At 48.6% G+C, this 20,041-nt stretch carries 20 protein-coding genes and 1 pseudogene; 9 read left to right on the top strand and 12 right to left on the bottom strand.

Annotation, left to right across the window (positions count from 1 at the left end; genetic code table 11):
* Window positions 1-62: 62 nt before the first annotated feature.
* A complete protein-coding gene (gene nhaD / locus BZG75_RS08295; protein WP_021024507.1) occupies window positions 63-1,493 on the top strand; it encodes a sodium:proton antiporter NhaD in 1,431 nt (476 codons plus the stop codon).
* 159 nt (window positions 1,494-1,652) lie between these two features.
* Here the strand turns inward: nhaD and BZG75_RS08290 are convergent, their stop codons facing one another.
* The 4 genes from BZG75_RS08290 to BZG75_RS08275 are packed head-to-tail and all read right to left on the bottom strand — an operon-like array spanning window position 1,653 to window position 5,071.
* A complete protein-coding gene (locus BZG75_RS08290; RefSeq protein WP_077461402.1) occupies window positions 1,653-2,093 on the bottom strand; it encodes a universal stress protein in 441 nt (146 codons plus the stop codon).
* A 20-nt stretch (window positions 2,094-2,113) separates the two neighbouring features.
* Window positions 2,114-3,397, bottom strand: coding sequence for a TRAP transporter large permease (locus BZG75_RS08285; protein ID WP_077576695.1), 1,284 nt, complete (start codon window positions 3,395-3,397; stop codon window positions 2,114-2,116).
* A gap of 16 nt (window positions 3,398-3,413) precedes the next feature.
* Window positions 3,414-3,989, bottom strand: coding sequence for a TRAP transporter small permease (locus BZG75_RS08280; RefSeq protein WP_021024504.1), 576 nt, complete (start codon window positions 3,987-3,989; stop codon window positions 3,414-3,416).
* 56 nt (window positions 3,990-4,045) lie between these two features.
* The gene (locus BZG75_RS08275; protein WP_198532339.1) at window positions 4,046-5,071 is read right to left on the bottom strand and encodes a TRAP transporter substrate-binding protein; all 1,026 of its coding nucleotides are present in this window, start codon (window positions 5,069-5,071) and stop codon (window positions 4,046-4,048) included.
* Window positions 5,072-5,659: 588 nt separating this feature from the next.
* Between BZG75_RS08275 and ppiC the strand changes: the two genes are divergently transcribed.
* The 4 genes from ppiC (at window position 5,660) to BZG75_RS08245 (ending at window position 11,243) form a co-directional block, all read left to right on the top strand.
* Window positions 5,660-5,941, top strand: a complete 282-nt coding sequence (gene ppiC / locus BZG75_RS08265) for a peptidylprolyl isomerase PpiC (protein ID WP_077576693.1) — start codon at window positions 5,660-5,662, stop codon at window positions 5,939-5,941.
* A 151-nt stretch (window positions 5,942-6,092) separates the two neighbouring features.
* Complete coding sequence (locus BZG75_RS08260) at window positions 6,093-7,256, top strand: GGDEF domain-containing protein (protein WP_077576692.1); 1,164 nt, start codon at window positions 6,093-6,095, stop codon at window positions 7,254-7,256.
* 223 nt (window positions 7,257-7,479) lie between these two features.
* Window positions 7,480-8,829 (top strand): alpha-amylase family protein, encoded by a 1,350-nt coding sequence (locus tag BZG75_RS08250; protein WP_077576727.1) that lies wholly within the window; start codon window positions 7,480-7,482, stop codon window positions 8,827-8,829.
* Between the two features lie 254 nt (window positions 8,830-9,083).
* Window positions 9,084-11,243 (top strand): S9 family peptidase, encoded by a 2,160-nt coding sequence (locus BZG75_RS08245; protein WP_077576690.1) that lies wholly within the window; start codon window positions 9,084-9,086, stop codon window positions 11,241-11,243.
* Window positions 11,244-11,351: 108 nt separating this feature from the next.
* Here BZG75_RS08245 and BZG75_RS08240 read toward each other — a convergent pair whose 3' ends face one another.
* Entirely contained in the window at window positions 11,352-12,119 is a 768-nt protein-coding gene (locus BZG75_RS08240) for a siderophore-interacting protein (protein WP_077576689.1), read from the bottom strand.
* 166 nt (window positions 12,120-12,285) lie between these two features.
* Between BZG75_RS08240 and BZG75_RS08235 the strand changes: the two genes are divergently transcribed.
* The 3 genes from BZG75_RS08235 to BZG75_RS08225 all read left to right on the top strand — a co-directional run bounded on the left by BZG75_RS08235 (window position 12,286) and on the right by BZG75_RS08225 (window position 14,254).
* Window positions 12,286-12,669, top strand: coding sequence for a cytochrome b562 (locus BZG75_RS08235; RefSeq protein ID WP_021024242.1), 384 nt, complete (start codon window positions 12,286-12,288; stop codon window positions 12,667-12,669).
* Between the two features lie 38 nt (window positions 12,670-12,707).
* A complete protein-coding gene (locus BZG75_RS08230; RefSeq protein ID WP_443216192.1) occupies window positions 12,708-13,457 on the top strand; it encodes a lipoate--protein ligase family protein in 750 nt (249 codons plus the stop codon).
* A gap of 65 nt (window positions 13,458-13,522) precedes the next feature.
* Entirely contained in the window at window positions 13,523-14,254 is a 732-nt protein-coding gene (locus tag BZG75_RS08225) for a glutamine amidotransferase-related protein (protein WP_077576687.1), read from the top strand.
* Window positions 14,255-14,346: 92 nt separating this feature from the next.
* On the opposite strand, the gene pcp is transcribed toward BZG75_RS08225, so the two are convergent.
* The 4 genes from pcp to BZG75_RS08205 form a co-directional block, all read right to left on the bottom strand.
* Complete coding sequence (pcp, locus tag BZG75_RS08220) at window positions 14,347-14,991, bottom strand: pyroglutamyl-peptidase I (RefSeq protein ID WP_077576686.1); 645 nt, start codon at window positions 14,989-14,991, stop codon at window positions 14,347-14,349.
* Between the two features lie 87 nt (window positions 14,992-15,078).
* Entirely contained in the window at window positions 15,079-16,218 is a 1,140-nt protein-coding gene (msrB, locus tag BZG75_RS08215; protein ID WP_077576685.1) for a peptide-methionine (R)-S-oxide reductase MsrB, read from the bottom strand.
* A 132-nt stretch (window positions 16,219-16,350) separates the two neighbouring features.
* A complete protein-coding gene (locus tag BZG75_RS08210) occupies window positions 16,351-17,061 on the bottom strand; it encodes an LrgB family protein (protein WP_028569767.1) in 711 nt (236 codons plus the stop codon).
* Window positions 17,062-17,067: 6 nt separating this feature from the next.
* The gene (locus BZG75_RS08205; protein ID WP_077461392.1) at window positions 17,068-17,496 is read right to left on the bottom strand and encodes a CidA/LrgA family protein; all 429 of its coding nucleotides are present in this window, start codon (window positions 17,494-17,496) and stop codon (window positions 17,068-17,070) included.
* Window positions 17,497-17,625: 129 nt separating this feature from the next.
* On the opposite strand from BZG75_RS08205, the gene BZG75_RS08200 reads away from it, so the two are divergent.
* Entirely contained in the window at window positions 17,626-18,357 is a 732-nt protein-coding gene (locus BZG75_RS08200) for a LysR family transcriptional regulator (protein ID WP_077576684.1), read from the top strand.
* On the opposite strand, the pseudogene BZG75_RS15410 reads toward BZG75_RS08200, so the two are convergent.
* The 3 genes and pseudogenes from BZG75_RS15410 to BZG75_RS08190 form a co-directional block, all read right to left on the bottom strand.
* Window positions 18,275-18,445 (bottom strand): annotated as a pseudogene (locus BZG75_RS15410) (ISAs1 family transposase); the annotation flags it as partial. The gene BZG75_RS08200 and the pseudogene BZG75_RS15410 overlap by 83 nt on opposite strands.
* A 27-nt stretch (window positions 18,446-18,472) precedes the next feature.
* Window positions 18,473-19,600 (bottom strand): ISAs1 family transposase, encoded by a 1,128-nt coding sequence (locus BZG75_RS08195; protein WP_077576683.1) that lies wholly within the window; start codon window positions 19,598-19,600, stop codon window positions 18,473-18,475.
* Between the two features lie 253 nt (window positions 19,601-19,853).
* A partial coding sequence (locus BZG75_RS08190) for a transposase (RefSeq protein WP_199878874.1) occupies window positions 19,854-20,041 on the bottom strand: 188 nt, incomplete at its 5' end.

Genomic DNA, 20,041 nt, shown 5'->3' with positions numbered 1-20,041 from the left:
ATGCCACAGAGCGCGCTGTTTGTTATATCAAAAATAAGGAAATAAAATTTGGAGGCTCAAGGATGAAGCGTTTGGTTGCGGCGTTGGCGGTAGTGTCGCCAACGGCTTTTGCCGCTACAACAGGCGAGGGACTGGATCTCACCCAGTCATGGGTAGGGTATGTGTCTTTGGCAATCTTTGCGGTTGCTTATAGCCTAGTCATGTTGGAAGAAAAGCTCCACTTAAGAAAATCAAAGCCTGTATTGTTAGCCGCGGGGCTGATTTGGTTACTGATCGGGTTTGCATACTCACAATGGGGAAATATGGCACCGGCGCATGCCGCGCTTGAGCACAACTTGCTGGAGTACGCAGAGTTGTTGCTTTTCTTGCTGGTGGCAATGACCTATATCTCGGCGATGGAAGAGAGGCGCCTGTTCGATGGATTAAAGGCATGGATCTTAAGTAAAGGCTATGACCTAAGAACCTTGTTTTGGATTACTGGGGTACTTTCTTTCTTCATCTCGCCGATTGCTGATAACCTCACAACCGCACTGCTGATGTGTACCATTGTGTTGAAAATTGGGGGCGACAATCCACGTTTTGTAAACCTCGCGTGTATCAATATTGTGGTTGCAGCGAACGCCGGCGGAGCGTTTAGTCCCTTTGGTGATATCACCACCTTAATGGTTTGGCAGGCGGGCAAGGTTACTTTCACCGAATTTGGTGCTTTGTTTATTCCATCTGTTGTGAACTACGTGATCCCAGCTTTTATCATGTCACGCTTTATTCCACGCACTCAGCCGGACGTGATGCAAGAATATGTCGAGTTAAAGCGTGGCGCTCGACGAATTATGGTGCTGTTTTTGCTCACGATTGCAACGGCAGTTGCCTTCCACGGCTTGATTCATTTCCCTCCGGTCATGGGCATGATGATGGGCCTCGCGTATTTGCAGTTCTTTGGTTTTTACCTGCGCCGAACGTTACCACGTTCTCTGGCGCGGAAACGGGCGATTGCTGAAGCCAAAAATGATGAAGCCGCGCTGAGTCGTCTCGGTTCAGTGGTCCCGTTTGATGTCTTTCGCCGTATTTCCCATGCAGAGTGGGACACACTGCTGTTCTTTTATGGTGTCGTGATGTGCGTGGGTGGCTTGAGTTTGATTGGTTATCTGTCGCTGGTGTCGAATGTGATGTATTTAGAATGGGATCCGATCTGGGCCAATACACTTGTCGGTGTGCTATCGGCGGTGGTAGACAACATTCCTGTTATGTTTGCGGTATTAACCATGAGCCCTGAGATGTCACACGGTAACTGGCTGTTAGTTACGTTAACAGCGGGTGTGGGGGGGAGCTTGTTGTCTCTTGGCTCTGCGGCCGGTGTCGCGCTGATGGGGCAAGCGCACGGTAAATATACCTTCTTTGGGCACTTAAAATGGGCGCCGGTGATCATGTTGGGCTATATCGCAGCGATTGGTGTGCATTTAGTGCTCAATAGCCACTATTTCCATATTCAATAAGCCCGCGTTCTGTTCGAGAAAAACCTCGTTGTAAGCAAAAAACGCCGGTCTTAAACGACCGGCGTTTTTATCGTCGATAGCATGGGTGATTGAATGGCCGATACTACGCCGTCAATACAGGGACGCCGTTAATACAGGTACCAGGCCATCAACACAGAGTTAAACGACCATCGTGGGGCAATGTGCCCGCCCTGCCACACGGTGAGACACACTGCCAAGAAACATCCCGTCTTTATCGGAGTGCGTGCCATGTGCGCCCATGACAATCAAATCCACTTCTTTGCTTTTCGCAAACTTGATAATGGTTTTGGAAGGACGCCCGCCTTTGACAAACCCGCGCACACCTTCGCCGCCATTTTCAAGTGCGTGTTGCTTGGCTTGCTCGACAATGTTGCGGGCGTATTCGCTTAAGGTTTGATCTGGGATTTGTAATCGATCGGGGCGAACCATCGACAATGACGCCTCGAACAAGCTGTGATGTTTAAACACACACAATAAGTAGAGTTCAGCATGGGTGAGTTGCTGCAGCTCAATCGCTTTATCTAACGCATTTAATGCAGAATATGAGCCATCGACGGCTACCAGTATTCGTTTAAACATCAATGACTCCTGTTGTTTAGTTACCCAAACGCGATATCACGTAGGAATAACGCAATCTGCGGGAACATCACCAACAGCGCGGCTGATAGAAGCAGCATCGCGATAAAAGGCCCCGTTCCGCGGATAACTTCCCAATAGGGTTTTTTGAAAATGGCAATGGCCGTGAAAATGTCACAACCAAATGGCGGAGTGGCTGAGCCAATCGCTACTTGCAAGGTGATCACAATCCCAACATGGACAGGATCAAGACTAGTCGCTTCTATCGCAGGTGCAAATATGGGCGTTAATACCAAAATCACTACAATCGGATCAACGAACATACAAGCAACGAAAAAGGCGATAGAGATAGATGCCAAGACACCCATCGGCCCCATTTGGTTGATCCCCACGGCCTCGAGAATGGTTTGCGGAATTTGCGCGAATGAAATAATCCAAGAAAATCCATTACCGACGCCAACAAGAATAAAGACCACCGCGGTGATTAAGCCCGTTGACCGTGCAATGATGACCACGTCTTTACGGCTCAATGATCGGAATACGCCAAACTCAAGAATCATGGCATAAAGCACACACACGGCCGCTGCTTCGGTTGGACTAAAGACGCCGCCATAAATACCCCCAACAATGATGAGTGGGAACATCAGTGGCCATAATGCTTTGCGCGTCGCCGTTAGACGTTCGCTCCAACTGGCTTTGGGTTCCGTTGGTACTTTATTGATAGTGGCGTAATACAAACAATAAAGCGAGAAAAAGGTGAGGATCATTAGGCCTGGGCCTATCCCGGCGATAAAGAGTTCAGCAATCGATGTTTCCGAGATCACGCCATAAATAATCATGCCTATACTGGGTGGGATCAAAAAGGCGATATCACTGGCATTGATGATTAAGGCAAGCGAAAACGAATCACTGTAGCCTGCTCGAAGCAATTTAGGGCGTAGGGCTGAGCCTACTGCGACAACAGTGGCTTGGGTAGAACCTGATACCGCACCAAATAAGGTACAAGAGGTCGCGGTGCTGATCGCTAAGCCACCACGAATATGGCCGATAAAGGTCATGACCATATCAATTAAGCGATTCGCTGATTGTCCCCGAGTCATAATATCAGCAGCAAGAATAAACATGGGCACAGCAATTAACGAGGCGGGCCGAATGCCGCCTAACACTTGCTGAATAAAGGTATCCATTTGACCGACACCGCCAAACATCATGTAAAAACCGGTTAAGGCGGCAGCCGTAAGTGGGATCATCATCGGAAAGCCGAGCACGAGCAAGACAATCATGATGAGCATTAAAGTCATGGCCATAGTGGTTGGTGCCTATTTAAACTTCACTTTCAGTCTCAGCGTAACCGTCAAGCACGCCAGCGGAGAGATAAACATCGGGTGATGTGAGATTTTTATAAACAGTGAGTCCGTATTGAATACCGGTGATAGCAAACCCAAGCGGCACCCAAATATAGATCCACCAAATTTCAAAGCCGAGGGCAGGTAAAATACGGCCACGATCATAGACAGAGGCAATGTATTGATAAGAAAAATAGGCCAATACCAGCATTATCAGGCCGGTCACAAGCGCGATCGTAGTCATTAGAATTTTTCTGCCTGTGAATGGCAAGGTGTCATAAAGGGCAGACATCCGTATATGGCGGCCATGACGAGCGGCATAACCAATTCCTGCAAAGGTGATCAATATAATTAAAATGCGATTAATTTCGCCTGAAAAAAATAACCCTTGTCCAAAGCCAAAGCGTGCAATGACGTTGACACAGGTATTCAGGGCCATTAAGAGCACACCGGCAGCCAACATAAAGGATTCGATTTTACAAATCAGGGTATCCAGTTTACCAAGGAGGCCAGGTAGCTCGGAGTGGTACTTGAGAGAGTCGGAATCGGTCATTGCGTATTCCTCAAATAAACAGGCACCGCGTGGGGCGGTGCCTGTACGACTGACAACTAGTTAGTAACGGCTTCCAAATCTTTCTTAAATTGGTTAAGAAGTGCTTTACCGCTTTCACCGGTCATTTCATAGAAGGTTTCTTCCACTTGTGGTGCACGTGCTTTAAATTTCTCGATCTGTGCATCGGTCAAGCGTGTCACGGTCACCTCGTCACTTGCCGACTGAATTTTATCGAGCGATTTCTCTGCAAGACCACGGATGTGTTGAACCGTTTCGTTAAACGCATAATCAGCTGCATCACGGATCATTGCTTGATCATCAGAAGACAAACCATCAAAGAACTCTTTGTTCGCCATTGATGCAGTGGTGAACCAACCATGGTGTGTAAAGATTAAGTTAGGTGATACTTCGTACAAACCGCCTGATTCAATCCAGAAAATCGGGTTTTCTTGGCCTTGAATCATGTTGGTTTGTAGCGCGCCGTATACCTCACCCCACGGTAATGGCGTTGGCGTTGCACCAAACGCTTCGTAGGTAGATGACAGCAGTGGATTAGTCATCACACGAATTTTCTTCCCTTCCAGGTCTGCAGGTTCGGTGACAGGCTCGTCTGCCGTCATCACCATTTCACCCTCTGGATACATCTTGAGCAGTTCTAGGCCTTGCTCTTCGTACAGCTCAGGGAAGTTTTCATTGACCGCTTTACTCTGGCGGAAGAACTCTACCACAGTGTCCATTTCCGTTGGCATCAGATAAGGGATAAAGAAGATTTGTGCTTCAGGGATTAACGAACCAGTAAAGCCGGGTGATTGGTTAACAAATTGCAAGATGCCCGCTTGGGTTTGCTCCATGATATCGTCAGACTCGCCGAGCTCGCCAAAGCGATAAATTTGCAATGAATGTTCTGAGTTATCTTCAATGTACTCCTTAAATTTGTGTGCATAGACGTCCTGCACGTCACCTTCGTACTCCTCGTGGGCATAACGCCAAGTGTCGGCATTGGCCATGGCTGAGAAGCCTAATGCGGCGGCAACGCATGAAATTGCAGTCAATTGCTTAAGGTGGCTATAAATGGACATCATGTCCCTCCGGTATGTGGATTAGCTTTCAATCGTGGTGAACGAGAATGTGATTAAGATCCTTTTCTCAGTGAGTGAGGTGGCAGTTCTCGCCTCTCTCTCCTATACCCGTAAAAGCATCTGCCAATGTTTTTACACAAATAACAGACAATACAAACAGCTTAACCATCAGAGGTGTAATTATTAAAGTCAGATGAATATCAACGTGTCAGCAGTGTGATATAGATCTCTTTTTGATGCTTTTTATAACGATAAACGCTGCTTTCTCTAATGTGTTTTTTCCACCAAAATGCGATCAAATCAGCGTTTTAAGGGGTGTTAGTGCGATAGCGATAGATAGCAATCAAAAGCAGTCGGGAATGACGAAACTGGATAGAGCTGGCATTAAAAAGGTCGGAGGAGTGAGATTTTTTCTATTTTATGTTTCCACCTCTAATGAATATGTGCTGATTTTTGTGCTAATCCTCATCTTTGCCGATATCATTGCCTGGGTTCCCTCCGTGTAAGTCGGCTCTGGTCGCCTTACAATTCTGGTTATCCAGCGGAAGAAATCCGGTATACTGAGCGGCTTTAATTTTACGAGACGTCCTGATGACCAAAAAAGCAGCAGCCCTTCATATATTGGTGAAAGACAAATCGCAAGCAACCTCTTTGCTAGACCAGCTTAGAAAAGGTGCAAACTTCCAAACGCTTGCGAAAAAGCACTCGCAATGTCCATCGGGAAAACGGGGCGGTGACCTGGGCGAATTTCGTCGTGGTGACATGGCTCCGCCTTTCGATAAAGCCGTATTCAGTGGTGAGTTATTGCGTCCGCTTGGGCCGATAAAAACCAAATTTGGCTGGCATATCGTTAAAGTATTATATCGCAACTAGTCGGTACGCTTTATCCCTTGCGATAAGCACTCGGTGACTGAAAGCGTGATAGAAGTTAACGTATAGAAATTGATATCGCGCACATCGATTGCCCCAAGCCGCCACTGAGAAAGTGGTACAGTAAGATCATGCCTTGAATAATGTCCACCTTATGTTTGAACTCGATGCACCAACACTCCTTATAACGCTGACGGCAACCCAATGGCTGCTAGCAGGTTTTTTGTTGTTACAAAACCGTCAAGAACCTGGTATCAATGGGTGGGCGGTATCTCTATTTATCCATGGCTTTAGCAATCTTGTCTTATTTGCTCGTCCGTACCTTCATCCCTACATAGACATCGTTTTTTATAATGCCTGTGTCATGATGGCATTTTCGTTTAGCCATTGGGCGCTGGGAAGAATTTTTGCGCGCGACGTACCGCGCTGGCAGTTGGTGCTACCTGTTCTTCTGTCCGTGGTATCGATGTCGTCATACCTTGATGACATCGGGAGTCGTGTGATTTACGCCAGCTTGATCGTCAGTATGCAGTTAGGGCTGATGACTCAAACCATTGTGAGTAGTACGAACACAGGCGGCCAGCGTCTAAAGCGTTGGCTCATCTTGGTAATGGGTGGATTCGGTGTTGCCTATTTAGGTAGGGCGACATTTGCATATTTCTATCCTGATCTGTTTACTCAACTGCTGGGCACCTCGCTATTACAAGCAGGGCTGATTTTGTCGGGCATCGCCTATAGCGTGATCAATACCCTAATTATCTTTCTTTATAAGCTAGAGCGAGTGTACGAGAAGCTCCACCACGAAGCGACTCGAGATAGCTTAACTGGACTGTTTAATCGCCGCGCCTTTTTGTCGAGAGCCAAACGGCGTGTTGATACAGCCGCTTTCCCAATCAGTGTACTGATGATCGATTTGGATGATTTTAAAACCATTAACGACTCATTTGGCCATTCTATTGGTGATAAGGTGCTGATCCATTGTGCTGACGTTTTCGAACAAGTAGTGGATGATCAAGGGATTGTCGGACGTTTGGGCGGAGAAGAATTCGCGGTCTTGGTGCCTTATAGTGACAGTGCCAATGCGCAACAGTTATCGGCAGAACTACTCCGCGCGGTTCAAAACAGCGGCTCAGCGCTTGAAATGAGCTTGTCTGCCAGCATCGGAGTGACGACCACCATCGAGGTGCTCGACATTGATTGCTTATTGGCGCAAGCGGATGATGCCCTTTATTGTGCCAAGCATGAAGGGAAAAACACATTTAAGGTGTACACCCCTACACGCCATGCCTTGATCAAAGCTGGTTACAAACCAGCTTGAAGAGCCAAATCCATTTCGTCCTTCACTGTTTTGGCATCCGTTATACAGGCCAGCGAGGGTCGCTTAATCCTCAGCAAAACACTAGCTACGCCTTGCTTATCATCCTTACACAAGAAGCCAAAGGAGGAGGGCGGCGCGTGTATAGCGTTTATAATTTTGGCTATTGAATTAGCCATCAACAACGGGATCACAGTCGATGCCTAAACGCGATGAGAAGACAGATATGAACGGCTTACAAGATACCCAATCAATGGGAGCCAATGTTATCTTGCATGCTTTTGATTGGAAGTACGCGGATATTGCCCAACGCGCGGCGGAGATCAGCGCGCTAGGATATGGCTCGGTGCTGGTATCCCCTCCGATGAAAAGCGAGCAAGATGAACGCTGGTGGCTAAGGTACCAGCCGCAAGATTATCGTGTAATTGAAAATGCGCTCGGAAACACCACGGATTTCAAAGCGATGGTGGCAGCGTTAAACCGTGTTGGTGTGTTTACGTACGTCGATGTGGTTTTCAATCATATGGCCAATGAAGCGCACGCTCGCACTGATTTGAATTATCCCAGCCAAACGGTGATGGCAACTTATCAAGCGCATGAAGAGCGCTATCGCGAACTGACATTGTTCGGTGATTTATCTCAGCCACTGTTTACTGAGCAGGACTTCGTTGATGCGTTTGGCATACAAGATTGGAAGGACACCTGGCAAGTACAAAATGGGCGTATTAGCGGCGGGCCTAGCGATCCAGGGTTACCAACACTGCGAGTGTGTGATCATGTGATTGCGCAGCAACGTGCTTACCTTAAGGCGTTGAAAGCAATTGGCGTCAAAGGGTTTCGGATTGATGCGGCCAAGCACATGACCTTAGAGCACCTCAAACGCGTGTGGACCGATGATATCACCCATGATGCGCATATTTTTGGTGAAATCATCACCGACGGTGGCGCAAGCAAAGAAGAATATGAACTCTTTCTGGCTCCCTATTTACAAGAAACCTGTTTAGGTGCCTACGACTTTCCGCTGTTCTCAACGCTTTATCAGGCGTTTTCCAACCAAGGCAGCCTCAAATCATTGATTGACCCTTATTGCTTCGGCCAAGCCTTATCGAAAGGGCGTGCAATCACGTTTGCCATTACCCATGACATTCCCAACAATGATGTTTTCTTGGATTTGGTGATGGACGAAGCGAGCGAGTGGCTGGCTTACGGGTATATCTTGGGGCGTGATGGTGGTGTGCCACTGATTTATACCGATCTTGATACCAGTGGTATCAAAGGGGGAGACGGCCAACCACGCTGGCAAAATGCGTGGAAAGATCCAAAGATGGTGCAAATGATCGCCTTCCATAATTTGACCCATGGTGAGCCCATGCGTGTCTTGGAGGCGACCGATGACTGGTTGGTGATTCAACGGGGAGAGGCAGGCATATTGGTGTTAAATAAATCCCTGGAGCCGCAATCACTCTCAGTGACGTTGGAAAATGATTGGCGCGATATGCTAACGGGCGTCACGGTCTCGAGCGGGCAGGGCATTGATGTCGCCGCCCAATCGGCAATGATGCTCGTGCCGGCGTAATGCTGTTGCGAGCGGCCGTTCTTTACGTCTACGAAGTGTGTCGATGATTTAACCCCACACGGCTAAAACACGGTAATTTGCCGTTTAAAGCTAAAAACAATGATGTTTGTACCCCGGACGCATTAGAATGAGAGTCATTTTACGAACGATAAAAAGAAGATTGTTTATTGGAACTTGCTTGCTGCCCTCAGGTCAGTAAAGTAATGCTTGTTTGTTAAATTACTGTTATGGCTAAATAAACCTGAAGGAAAAGTATGTCCCGACACATTTTACTCACCGGAGCACTGGCGGTGTCTTTGCTCTCAGGGTGCAGTTTTCAAGGAGAGTCACACGTGAAAGCTTCCAGCCCAGGCGAACTGAGTGCGCCTGTCGCGAAAAAAATCCCTCATGAAATGACCATTCACGGCGACACGCGCGTGGATAACTACTATTGGATGCGTGACGATGCACGCCAAGATCCCGATGTGATCGCCCATCTTAACCAAGAAAACGCCTATGCCGATCAGGTGCTCGCGCACACTGAGCCAATGCAGGCCAAACTATTCGATGAAATCAAAGGGCGTATTGTCAAAGACGATGCCTCGGTGCCCGTCAAAAAAGGCAGTTATTTCTATTCCAGTGAAGTGGAAGGCGACGATGAATATCGCACCTATGTGCGTGCGAAAGACTTTGCGGGCACCGACAAAAAGGTAATTTTAGATGTCAACGCGCTCGCGAAAGGACATGAGTTTTACAGCATTGGCCAACTGAGCGTCAGTCCAAACGAAAACCTATTAGCGTATGGGGAAGATACCCTCAGCCGCCGCGTTTATAGCATTCAAGTCAAAGACCTCACCACCGGTGAGTACCTCGATGATAAGGTTGAAGGCGCGTCGAGCAGTGTTGTGTGGCAGAACGACAACCAAGCCTTCTACTACATCAAAAAAGATCCGCAAACCTTGCTGGGGTATCAGGTGTATCGCCACCGTCTGGGCACGCCGCAATCCGCTGATGATTTAATTTACGAAGAAACCGATACCAGCTACTACACCGGCTTGAGCAAAAGCAAAGACGGTGAGCAAATCTTTATTTGGCACTCTAGCACTGAAACCAGCGGCGTATCGCTCGTGGATGCCAATGATCCGAATGCCACCGCCCAAGCGTTTTATCCGCGAGAAACCGGCATCGAATATGACGTGGCGAAGCGTGGTGAGTGGTATTACATCTATACCAACTACCAAGCGGTGAACTTCCGCTTGATGAAGGTTCATCAAAGCGAGCGTGACGATCGCAGCCAATGGCAAGATGTGATCGCGCCAAATGATAAAGTGCAGTTGGTTGATTTCACCTTGTTCGACAACCACTTGGTGTACGAGCAGCGCGAAAATGGGTTGCCGCGTACCACGGTGCGAAACCTGATTAACGGTGATGAATATCCGTTGCAGTTTGATGATTCGGCTTATGCGGCTTATCTGACGGGTAATGCAGAGATGGATAACACCGCTGTGCGTGTGTACTACACCAGCTTGACCACACCGGGCACCTACTACGAGTTTGATTTGGCGTCGGGCGAGCGTGAAATGCTCAAACAAAACCAAGTGCTGGGTGAGTTTAATCCGGACAACTACCAGTCAGAGCGGGTGATGATCACCGCGCGTGATGGTGCGCAGGTGCCTGTGTCTTTGGTGTATCGTAAAGACCGCTTCAAAAAAGATGGTACCAACCCGATTTATCAATACGGTTACGGCTCATACGGCGCCACCATGGAGCCCACGTTCTCCACCACGCGTTTAAGCCTGTTGGATCGCGGCTTTGTGTTTGCGATTGCGCATATTCGCGGTTCTGAAATGCTAGGTCGTCCTTGGTATGACGATGGTAAAAAGCTTACCAAAAAGAATACCTTTAACGACTTTATTGATGTGACCAAAGCGCTGACTGCGCAAGGCTATGGCGATAAAGACAAGGTATTTGCCGTCGGCGGCTCAGCAGGTGGCTTGCTAATGGGCGCGATCATCAACCAAGCGCCAGAGTTGTATTTAGGGGTGGCCGCGCATGTGCCGTTTGTGGATATTGTCACCACCATGTTGGATGAGTCAATTCCACTGACCACCAACGAGTATGACGAGTGGGGCAACCCCAACGACAAAACCTACTACGAGTACATGCTTAGCTATTCACCGTACGACAATGTCACCGCGCAAGACTACCCCAACTTGTTGGTCACCACAGGCTTGCATGACTCACAAGTGCAGTACTTTGAGCCGATGAAATGGGTCGCGAAACTGCGTGAGCTGAAAACCGACAACCATACGCTGGTGTTTAAAACCGACATGGAAGCCGGCCACGGCGGCGCATCGGGGCGCTTTAAGCGGATTAAAGAAGATGCATTGGAATATGCCTTCTTCTTCGACTTGCTCGATAAGCAAGCAAAATAATCAAAGGGTAACCCCCTTAAACGAGAAAAGCGCCGATATCGGCGCTTTTTTTATGCGGGTAGAGACGCGATAAGCACGCTCACTGCAGGTGAAAAAAGGTGTTTAGGCCTACTGATTATTCTCCGCATCTTCGCGCTTGATCACTTTGTGGCCTTCTTCAGTCACGCCATTTTTCCAATAGCTGCTGATGTAGATAAATTCGCGCTCAACATCACGATCGTTGCGGAAGTACTGGCGCAGTGCGCGCATGCTTTCAAATTCACAGGCACACCATACCGACACTTGCCCGGCTAACCAAGGCTGTGCTTTTACCGTCTCGGCCAACGTCGGGGTAGTTAGCCAAATGATCTCCATGCCTGCGGGGGCGTCGAGTGGTTGGGCATCCTCTGCGGTATCGAGCTGGATCACCGCATAGCCTTTGGCATCGCGAGGCAAGGTTTTGATCTTGGCTGATAGTGCCGGCAACGCGGTCATGTCGGCAACCATAAAGAACCAATCCGCGTCGCGATTAATCGGCGCAATCGTTCCAGGGCCGGCAATGTTAATAGTATCACCCACTTGGGCATTCAGCGCCCAGCGCGCGGCAAAGCCACAGTCGGCTTGCTCGATTTGGTGGCGAACCATATCCACTTCAATTTGGTGCTGACTAGGCATAAAACGGCGAATGGTATAGGTGCGCATCACAGGGCGCTCACCTTCTGCTACTCCGCTCAGATCCGTGCTGCCCGTTTTATCAAACAGTAACTTGATATAGCTGCCTTCACAGTCAGCGGGGAAGTTCGCGAATGCGTCGCTTTGTAAGGTCAAGCGTTGCATATTGGGTGTGATGGTTTGGGTATCAATAACGTGCGTGAGGTGATAGCTAGGCTGTTTCATATTTTCTGACTTAAAATCATTATCATTTACAATTAATCATACCATCTGGATGCGAGATGTGTAAGTGCTTTACATTGTTTTACGCTTCTTAGCTAGGCAATGCCGTGAGAAGTGAGTAATATAATGGCGCATTATTATTACTAAAAAACAATCACATGGAGCAAAAATGAAGAAAGTCATACTTATGGGCGCGGTGGCGGTGTTGCTGTCGCTGAATGTCTCAGCCTCTGAGCTCAAGCCGATCATGAAAGAAATGAAAATGACCTTTAAAGAGGCGGCGAGCGCACAAAGTATCGAAGCGATGCAAGCACCGGTCGCGAAATTAGAAACCCTGATCGCGCAAGCCAAAGCGGGCAGCTATCCACCGGAAAAAGCAGAGACCTTCATGGAAGGGTTCGATAAACTGGCGGTGACGGTAGAGGGAATTGATGCCGCGCTGAGCGAAGGCGACCTCGATAAGGCACAACAAGGCATGCGCCAAATCGATGCCTTGCGTGAAGAGTACCACGACAAACGCAACCCAAGCATTTGGCAGCGTTTGTTCGGTTAATAGCCGAATAATAGGAATATAACGACAGCAGGTGCATGATGGCGACTCAAAAAACGATTTTGCGTTATCCCTCGCTGTCGGTGGCGTCTGCGTTCGATAAAGAGCAGGCGCTGATCCGCCGGATAGAGCAGAGCGAGCTCAACGAGGCATTACTGCTTTGGCAGCCAGATGCGCAAACCTTGGTGCTGCCGGCGGGCCAAAAATGGCCACAAACGCCTGAATTGCGCAGCGCCCTATCAGCGTTAGGTTGGCAAATACAAAGCCGCCGAACTGGCGGTGCGCCGGTGCCGCAACTGCCCGGCGTGATTAACGTGTCTTATCTGACGGTGTGGCCGAATAACACCCCTTATCATATCCAGACGGCTTACCAGTATTTTTGCACCATTTTACAGTCTTTTTTCCAGCAGTTAGGCATTGCGACGACGGTGGGTGACACGCCCGGATCGTATTGTGATGGTGACTACAACCTCAATATTGATGGCAAAAAAGTGGTGGGAACCGCCCAGCGTATCCTGCGTTTAAGCGCGGGTGCAGGAATGGGCGCAGACGATGCCAAACAAACGGTGATGCTGGCGCAAGCGTGTCTGCTGATTGATGCCGATTGCCAACATATTGTTGCCCCTGTATCGCTGTGTAATCAGTTGTGTGGTCACGCCGATCGCATTGAGGCCGAGGTGCATACTCCATTAGCCGCGCACTTAGATGAACTGCCGGCAACCGAGCAGCTGTTTCAGTTGTTGACTCAAGCGTTTATGGCGCGCCCGCCACTCGTGGTGGGCAAGGTTTGAGGCCGCGGCTCAATATAGTATGCTTAGCCGCAATCGTGCGTAAAACAAATCCCAAGGAGTGAGGAATGCGCGTCCATCTTGTTATTCACGAGGCGTTTGAAGGCCCAGGTGCTATTTTAGATTGGTGTGATGAGCGTGCTTATCATGTGACTACCAGTCACTTATATCGGGACGAGCCATTGCCGGAAAGCGGTGAAGGCATTGATCTGCTAGTGGTACTCGGCGGGCCGCAAAGTCCAAATACGCCACAGTCTGAGTGCCCCCATTTTGATAGCCAACGCGAGCAAGCGCTGATTAGGCAGTGTATCGAACAAGGCAGCGCGGTGTTAGGGATTTGCCTCGGCGCGCAACTGATTGGTGAAGCATTGGGCGCGTCGTATCAGAAAAGCCCCGAGCCAGAGATTGGTTATTTCCCCATCCAGTTAACCGAAGATGGCCACATTGATGAGCATATGCCGCATTTTGCCCCACAAGAAATTGTGGGCCATTGGCACCATGATATGCCGGGGCTGACACCCAATAGTCGTGTATTGGCTAGCAGCGAAGGCTGTCCGCGCCAGATCGTGAAGTACGGACCACGGGTATATGGCTTTCAATGCCACCTTGAGTTGACGCCGCTGGCGATTGAAGGCTTACTGCAAGCCGCCTATCCAGAGGGCGAGGCCGCTAACAAGCGCTTTATTCAAGACCCTGCCTCCATTCGCGCCTTTGATACGGCACCGATGAATGCGCATTTGTTTGCCTTTCTCGATAGCGTGCTGACCGACAACGATCTCGTCACTGAGTGGCTGTTTTAAGCGATTAGGTTAGGAGCACGGTAACCGTAACTGTGCTCCGCTGCTAGGTGTCATTGTTTGAGCTTCATCGTCTGAGCGCCATCTAACGCGTGTTAGTGCAACATGCCTTCACACACGGTAGTGGCATCATCATCCAATAAACTCAACTCAATAGCTATCTTCATCGCTGCTACCACATCACCCACCGGCATGCTCGGGGCGCGGTGTTTGCACGCTTGTGCTGGGCTGTAGGGAATATGAATAAAGCCGGCGCGTACCTCGGTGTGATGAGCCAGCGCATGCATCAAGCCATAAAACACGTGGTTACACACAAAGGTGCCCGCGGTGTAAGACATACTGGTAGGATGATGGGCTTCGTTTAATGCGTTCACTAAACGGTTGAGGGGTAAGGTAGAAAAATAGGCGTTGGGCCCAGATGGCACCACCGGCGTGCCATGCAGCTGCTTACCGGCGTTGTCCGGGATGGGCGCGTTCTGATAATTGATCGCTACCTTCTCTAAGCTTATCTCGGCGCGGCCACCGGCTTGGCCAAGGGCGATCACCATCACCGGACTGAGTGATTCTAGCGCGCTGTGTAACGTCGGTAAGCTATCGTCAAAGGTGCAGGGCAGGCGCACGGCTTTAACGATGCACTCTTCATTGGGCTGCCAGCCTTCTAATGCTTGTGCCACTTGCCAAGATGGATTGTCACTCTCGCCGCCGAAGGGTTCAAATCCGGTTATCAATATCGTGTGCATCCAATGCCTCGCGTAAAAAAGCGGTAGAGCTATACTCTACCGCAGGTTTCCAAGCCAATCACGCAAAGGACGTACGCAAAGGAAGACTTATTCAAACAGGTAGAGGTAATTCTCATAACCTGCCTCGGCCATTTTATCGACGGGCACAAAGCGCATTGCGGCTGAGTTCATACAATAACGCAAGCCGGTGGGTGCGGGACCATCCTCAAACACATGGCCAAGGTGCGAATCCGCCACCTTACTACGCACCTCGGTGCGGCTGAAAAACAGCGAGTTGTCCGGTTTGGTAACCACATACTGCTTATCGATGGGCTGCGTAAAGCTTGGCCAGCCGGTACCGGATTTGTATTTATGGGTGGAGGAGAACAGCGGCTCGCCCGAAACGATATCGACATAAATACCGACTTGCTTGTTGTCCCAATACGGGTTTTGGAACGCGGGTTCAGTGCCGTCTTCTTGTGTGACTTCGTACTCTATGTCTGACAACATCGCGCGGATTTTTTCATCCGAGGGGCGCGAGTAGCGATTATTCGTTGATGTCTTATCCTCCGCTTTTTGCGCATCAATCATCTCTCGCAAGGTGAGCGGGTTGTCTTTGCGATCGTCACCAAAAATCTCGTCCAGATACTGATCACGACCCGATGCGTAACGATAATAGCTGTAACGCACGCTGTGGTTTTTGTAATAATCCTGATGATAACTTTCCGCTGGCCAGAATTTCTCAAATGGGATCAACTCGGTTTTCAGCGGCTTTGTGAACACGCCTAACGCGTCAATTTCCGCCATAAAATCGGCAGCAATTTGTTTTTGCGTTTCAGATCGATAAAAGATCGCGGGGCGATACTGCGGGCCACGGTCAACGAACGAGCCTTGGTCATCGGTGGGGTCAATATGACGGAAGAACTGGTCTAACACCTGCTCATAACTCACCAAGTTGGGATCGTAGGTGACATCAATTACCTCGATATGCCCGCTGGTGCCGGACGAGACTTCTTTATAGGTTGGGTTTTCAAGCTCACCGCCTGAGTAGCCAGACACCACATCAATCACGCCGTCGAGCTTTTCAAGATCAGATTCTGTACACCAAAAGCAGCCGCCAGCAAGGGTCGCTTTTTGGTAGCCTTGGTCTGTAGTGGCGGTATCTTTCACCGCCGCATAACTTGCTATCGATAGCAAACTGAATACTGTGAACGCGATGACTCGCCAAATTGACTTACGCTGTTTCATTATTGCCTCGTTATCAGAGTTTGTCTGTGTAAGACCTGCTTACTGCGCAGAAACTTTCATCAACTCACTCATTTTTATTTATAGCAATAGATAGCGTACAAAGTCACACAAGGATCAATAAAGCGGTTAGGATCACCAAAGCAACTGGCCTAACACAGGTGCAAGTAACACAGTGACCATGCCGGCAATCATCATCACCACGCTAGATACAACTCCTTCTTCGTGACCAATTTGATACGCTTTAGCGGTACCGGCACCGTGGGCTGATGCACCCAAACTGGCGCCGCGTCCCAAGCGTGATCGAATCGCAATCACGGTCAAAATACTTTCACCGATTGCCATCCCAATTACGCCAGTGAGAACCACAAACAGCGCGGTGAGATCGCTTTGCCCGCCAATCGCTTTGGTGGCTTCCACGGCAAAAGGGGTAGTAATTGAGCGCATCGCCAAACTGCGTTGCAGCAGTTCAGACAGCTCAAACACCCGCGCTAACACCACAGTACTGGTAATCGCGACCAGCACCGATACAGTCACACCGATTGACAGTGACAACCAATGGCGGCGGATGAGCGCGCGGTTATCATACACAGGGATCGCAAACGCCACAGTCGCCGGGCCCAGCAGCCACAGCAGCCAGTAAGATTGCGCCATGTAGTCTTGATACGGGATCTTAAACCCAACCACCACCGCGACAATCAGCAAGGGCGCGAGCAACAATGGCATCACCAGAATGGAGGGGTGGCGGCGATACAGCCATTTGCTCATGTAATAAAAGCCAAGGGTCATTAAAAAGCAGGTGACGCTCAATAACGAGGCATGAAGCCAAGTCGGTAAAGCAGACATCATGGCTTAGCACTCCGGTTTTAGATCAGGGTGGTGCGCGTGGTGGTTACTGCGGCGGCGTGCCATTTTAACCTCAAAACGATACACTTTATCGACCACCCAAGCGGTTGACGCAATCACCATCGCGGTACTTAGAATCAGGACAACCATGATCTTACCGCCTTCTTGCAGCAATAAATCTTGGTAGTTGACCACCGCCACCACCGCCGGCACAAAAAACAGTAACATCTCGGCTAACAGCCAGGCTGCCCCGCGACGCAACCAATCGGCACGGACAATTTTCAACATTAATGCGCCTAATAACAGCAACATACCGGTGAGGTTGGCCGGTAGTGGAATAGCAAAGGTGGTGACCAACCAATCAGACAAGAACCAAATGCCAGCAAGGACAAAGACTTGTAGTAGGGTAAGTAAGGCGTTTTTAATCAATTGCATCGAAGGCGTGCCAAGAATCTGTGAGATGGCTCATAGTTTACGTCTTAGCAGAGAGTGAATAAAGTGACTTTTTTTTATTTAAACTATGCCAAAATGGCATAGTTAACGATTAGCTTTTAAGGGCCGTTTATGGATATTCGTGCGTTGCGCTATTTTATTGCCTTGGTGGAACAGCAGAGCTTTACCGCCGCATCGGCGTCATTGCATGTGACGCAACCGACAATCAGTAAAATGGTGCGTAACCTTGAGCAAGATGTGGGTCAGCCATTGTTGCACCGAGAGGGAAGGCGGTTTTGGTTAACCGATGCTGGAGAGGTGGTGTATCAGCGTGCGCAGAGCATTATTGCTGAGTTTGAGCAGCTAAATACTGAGCTCGACGATCTCAACCAACTGGCGCGCGGCCAGCTTAGATTAGGGATGCCACCGATGATAGGGCCGCTGTATGCCAATGTGTTACGTGAATACCGTCAACGTTACCCAAATGTCGCGCTCAGTATTGTTGAATACGGGGGGCGGCGCACCGAACAAGCCCTGATCAATGGTGAGATTGATGTGGCAATCACTATGCTCACCGACACCCAGCCTGAGTGCTTACAAAGCTTACCCTTACAAACTCACCCCATTTATGCAGTGCTGCCTAACCAAGCCGCGTGGCGTGCGCAAAAAAGCCTGACATGGCAAGCAGTGAAAAACGAGCCGTTTTATCTGTATAGCGCCGAATTTACCTTAAGCGATCGGATTATCGCCCGCTGTCACGGAAAACGCATGAACATCCGCGTCATGAAAGGCTTCCCAGCACGGTCGCTAAGTAATCTTGGTCCATCGCACACATCATTCGCTTGCGTTGGATGCCGGCTTTGAAACTCTTCTCTTGCTTTAATAAATTCAAAACCATCTGCCTTATTCGTGCAAAAACTTCCGCTCGGTCATCTACCCTAATTCGGCATGCGNCACGGAAAACGCATGAACATCCGCGTCATGAAAGGCTTCCCAGCACGGTCGCTAAGTAATCTTGGTCCATCGCACACATCATTCGCTTGCGTTGGATGCCGGCTTTGAAACTCTTCTCTTGCTTTAATAAATTCAAAACCATCTGCCTTATTCGTGCAAAAACTTCCGCTCGGTCATCTACCCTAATTCGGCATGCGTCTTCTTTTAATCCAACATCGAGTTGCCAGTGCATTGATTCAATTAACCAGTGCGAGCGAGTGGCATCATGAAGCTCTTTCGCTGTCAGTGCTTTTGAACTTATATAATAGCGCACAGAAATATCGGATTCGTCGGCATGTTTGCCTTCTTGTCGAACACTGACCATGATGCCCATCGTTTTTAATTCAGGCCAATCATAAGCCAAATCACCTAATAAACTTAAATCGGTATTGATGAGTGCACATCGTGTTTCTAAACGTCCATGCGATTTCTCTTGTGATGAGTAGCTATCACCATCAAAATGTTGAAGCATTGAAGGTCGGTAATAATTATCAAACGCTTTGTCTAACTTACCTTGGTTTCCTTTAACAGCGAGCAAATAGTCCGCATTTTTATTAATGATTTTCTGTGCGATTTTTCGCTGACAACCCATGGCATCTATAGTAATTAAACACCCAGAAATATCGAGCAATTCCAGCAGCTTAGGTATTTCAGTAATCTCATTGGTTTTACTATTTACTTTTGACTGTCCAAGGCATACACCATTTGCGGTTGCGAACGCATTAACCATATGAATCGCAGCTTGGTCTGTTGCTCTGTTATACGATCCTTTCAGTGTTTTTCCATCAATGGCAATGACTTCACCATCCGTTAATTCATGACACGACTTCATCCATTCTATGAAGGCTTTTTGTAATGCTTTTGTACTGATGGTTCCCATCACTCTTGCAATCGTATCTGCCGAGGGTGATGTTTTACCTGAGAAGCCAAAGCGTAATAAAAAATCACGCTGCTTACGTCCATAATCACTAATACCTTTCCAGGTATCATGACCAGACAACACCGCACAAATCGTTATCAAAATAATATCTGATAACGTATGTTCAACTTTACCTTCTTGGCGAATGTCTCTAATGGAAACGAAATGCATAAATGGACTTTTATCTTCTGTCATTCTTAATCTCCTAAACGTTAGGAGACCATTAAATCGCACTGAAAATGATCAACAAATTGATCCTTTATTTTCACTTATTTTAATTAATAAACATGGCATAACGCACGGTTTTCAGACCTAAGTGACAATTTAGTCATTAAGTTGCTAGCCCAGGCGTGGCGCGGATCTTCATGCGTTTTCCCTGGAATGTGCCTCGAAAAAGCGTGCACACCATTTGGCTTTCCTTACCAATAAGCTGTATGAATAAGGCTCTTCACCGTTCATGGTGGAAAGTCATATCAAGCCCCCCAAAATAGWACAGTATCGCTGTCTTGAACCGTTGTTTGTTTCTAAAGCCTTTGGCTCTAAGCTTCATGTATTGGATTTTGGCATTTATAGCTTCCGCCAGGCCATTCGATGCCTTCAGCCGCATTGCATTAAGGATTGCTGGTAAGTGCTTTT

Origin of the sequence: Salinivibrio sp. AR640 (assembly GCF_001995405.1) — a bacterium.
In the GTDB taxonomy this organism is placed as follows: Bacteria; Pseudomonadota; Gammaproteobacteria; order Enterobacterales; family Vibrionaceae; genus Salinivibrio; species Salinivibrio costicola.
Note: the sequence above shows the minus strand (reverse complement) of the source record. Positions and strands in the feature narration are given on the sequence as shown.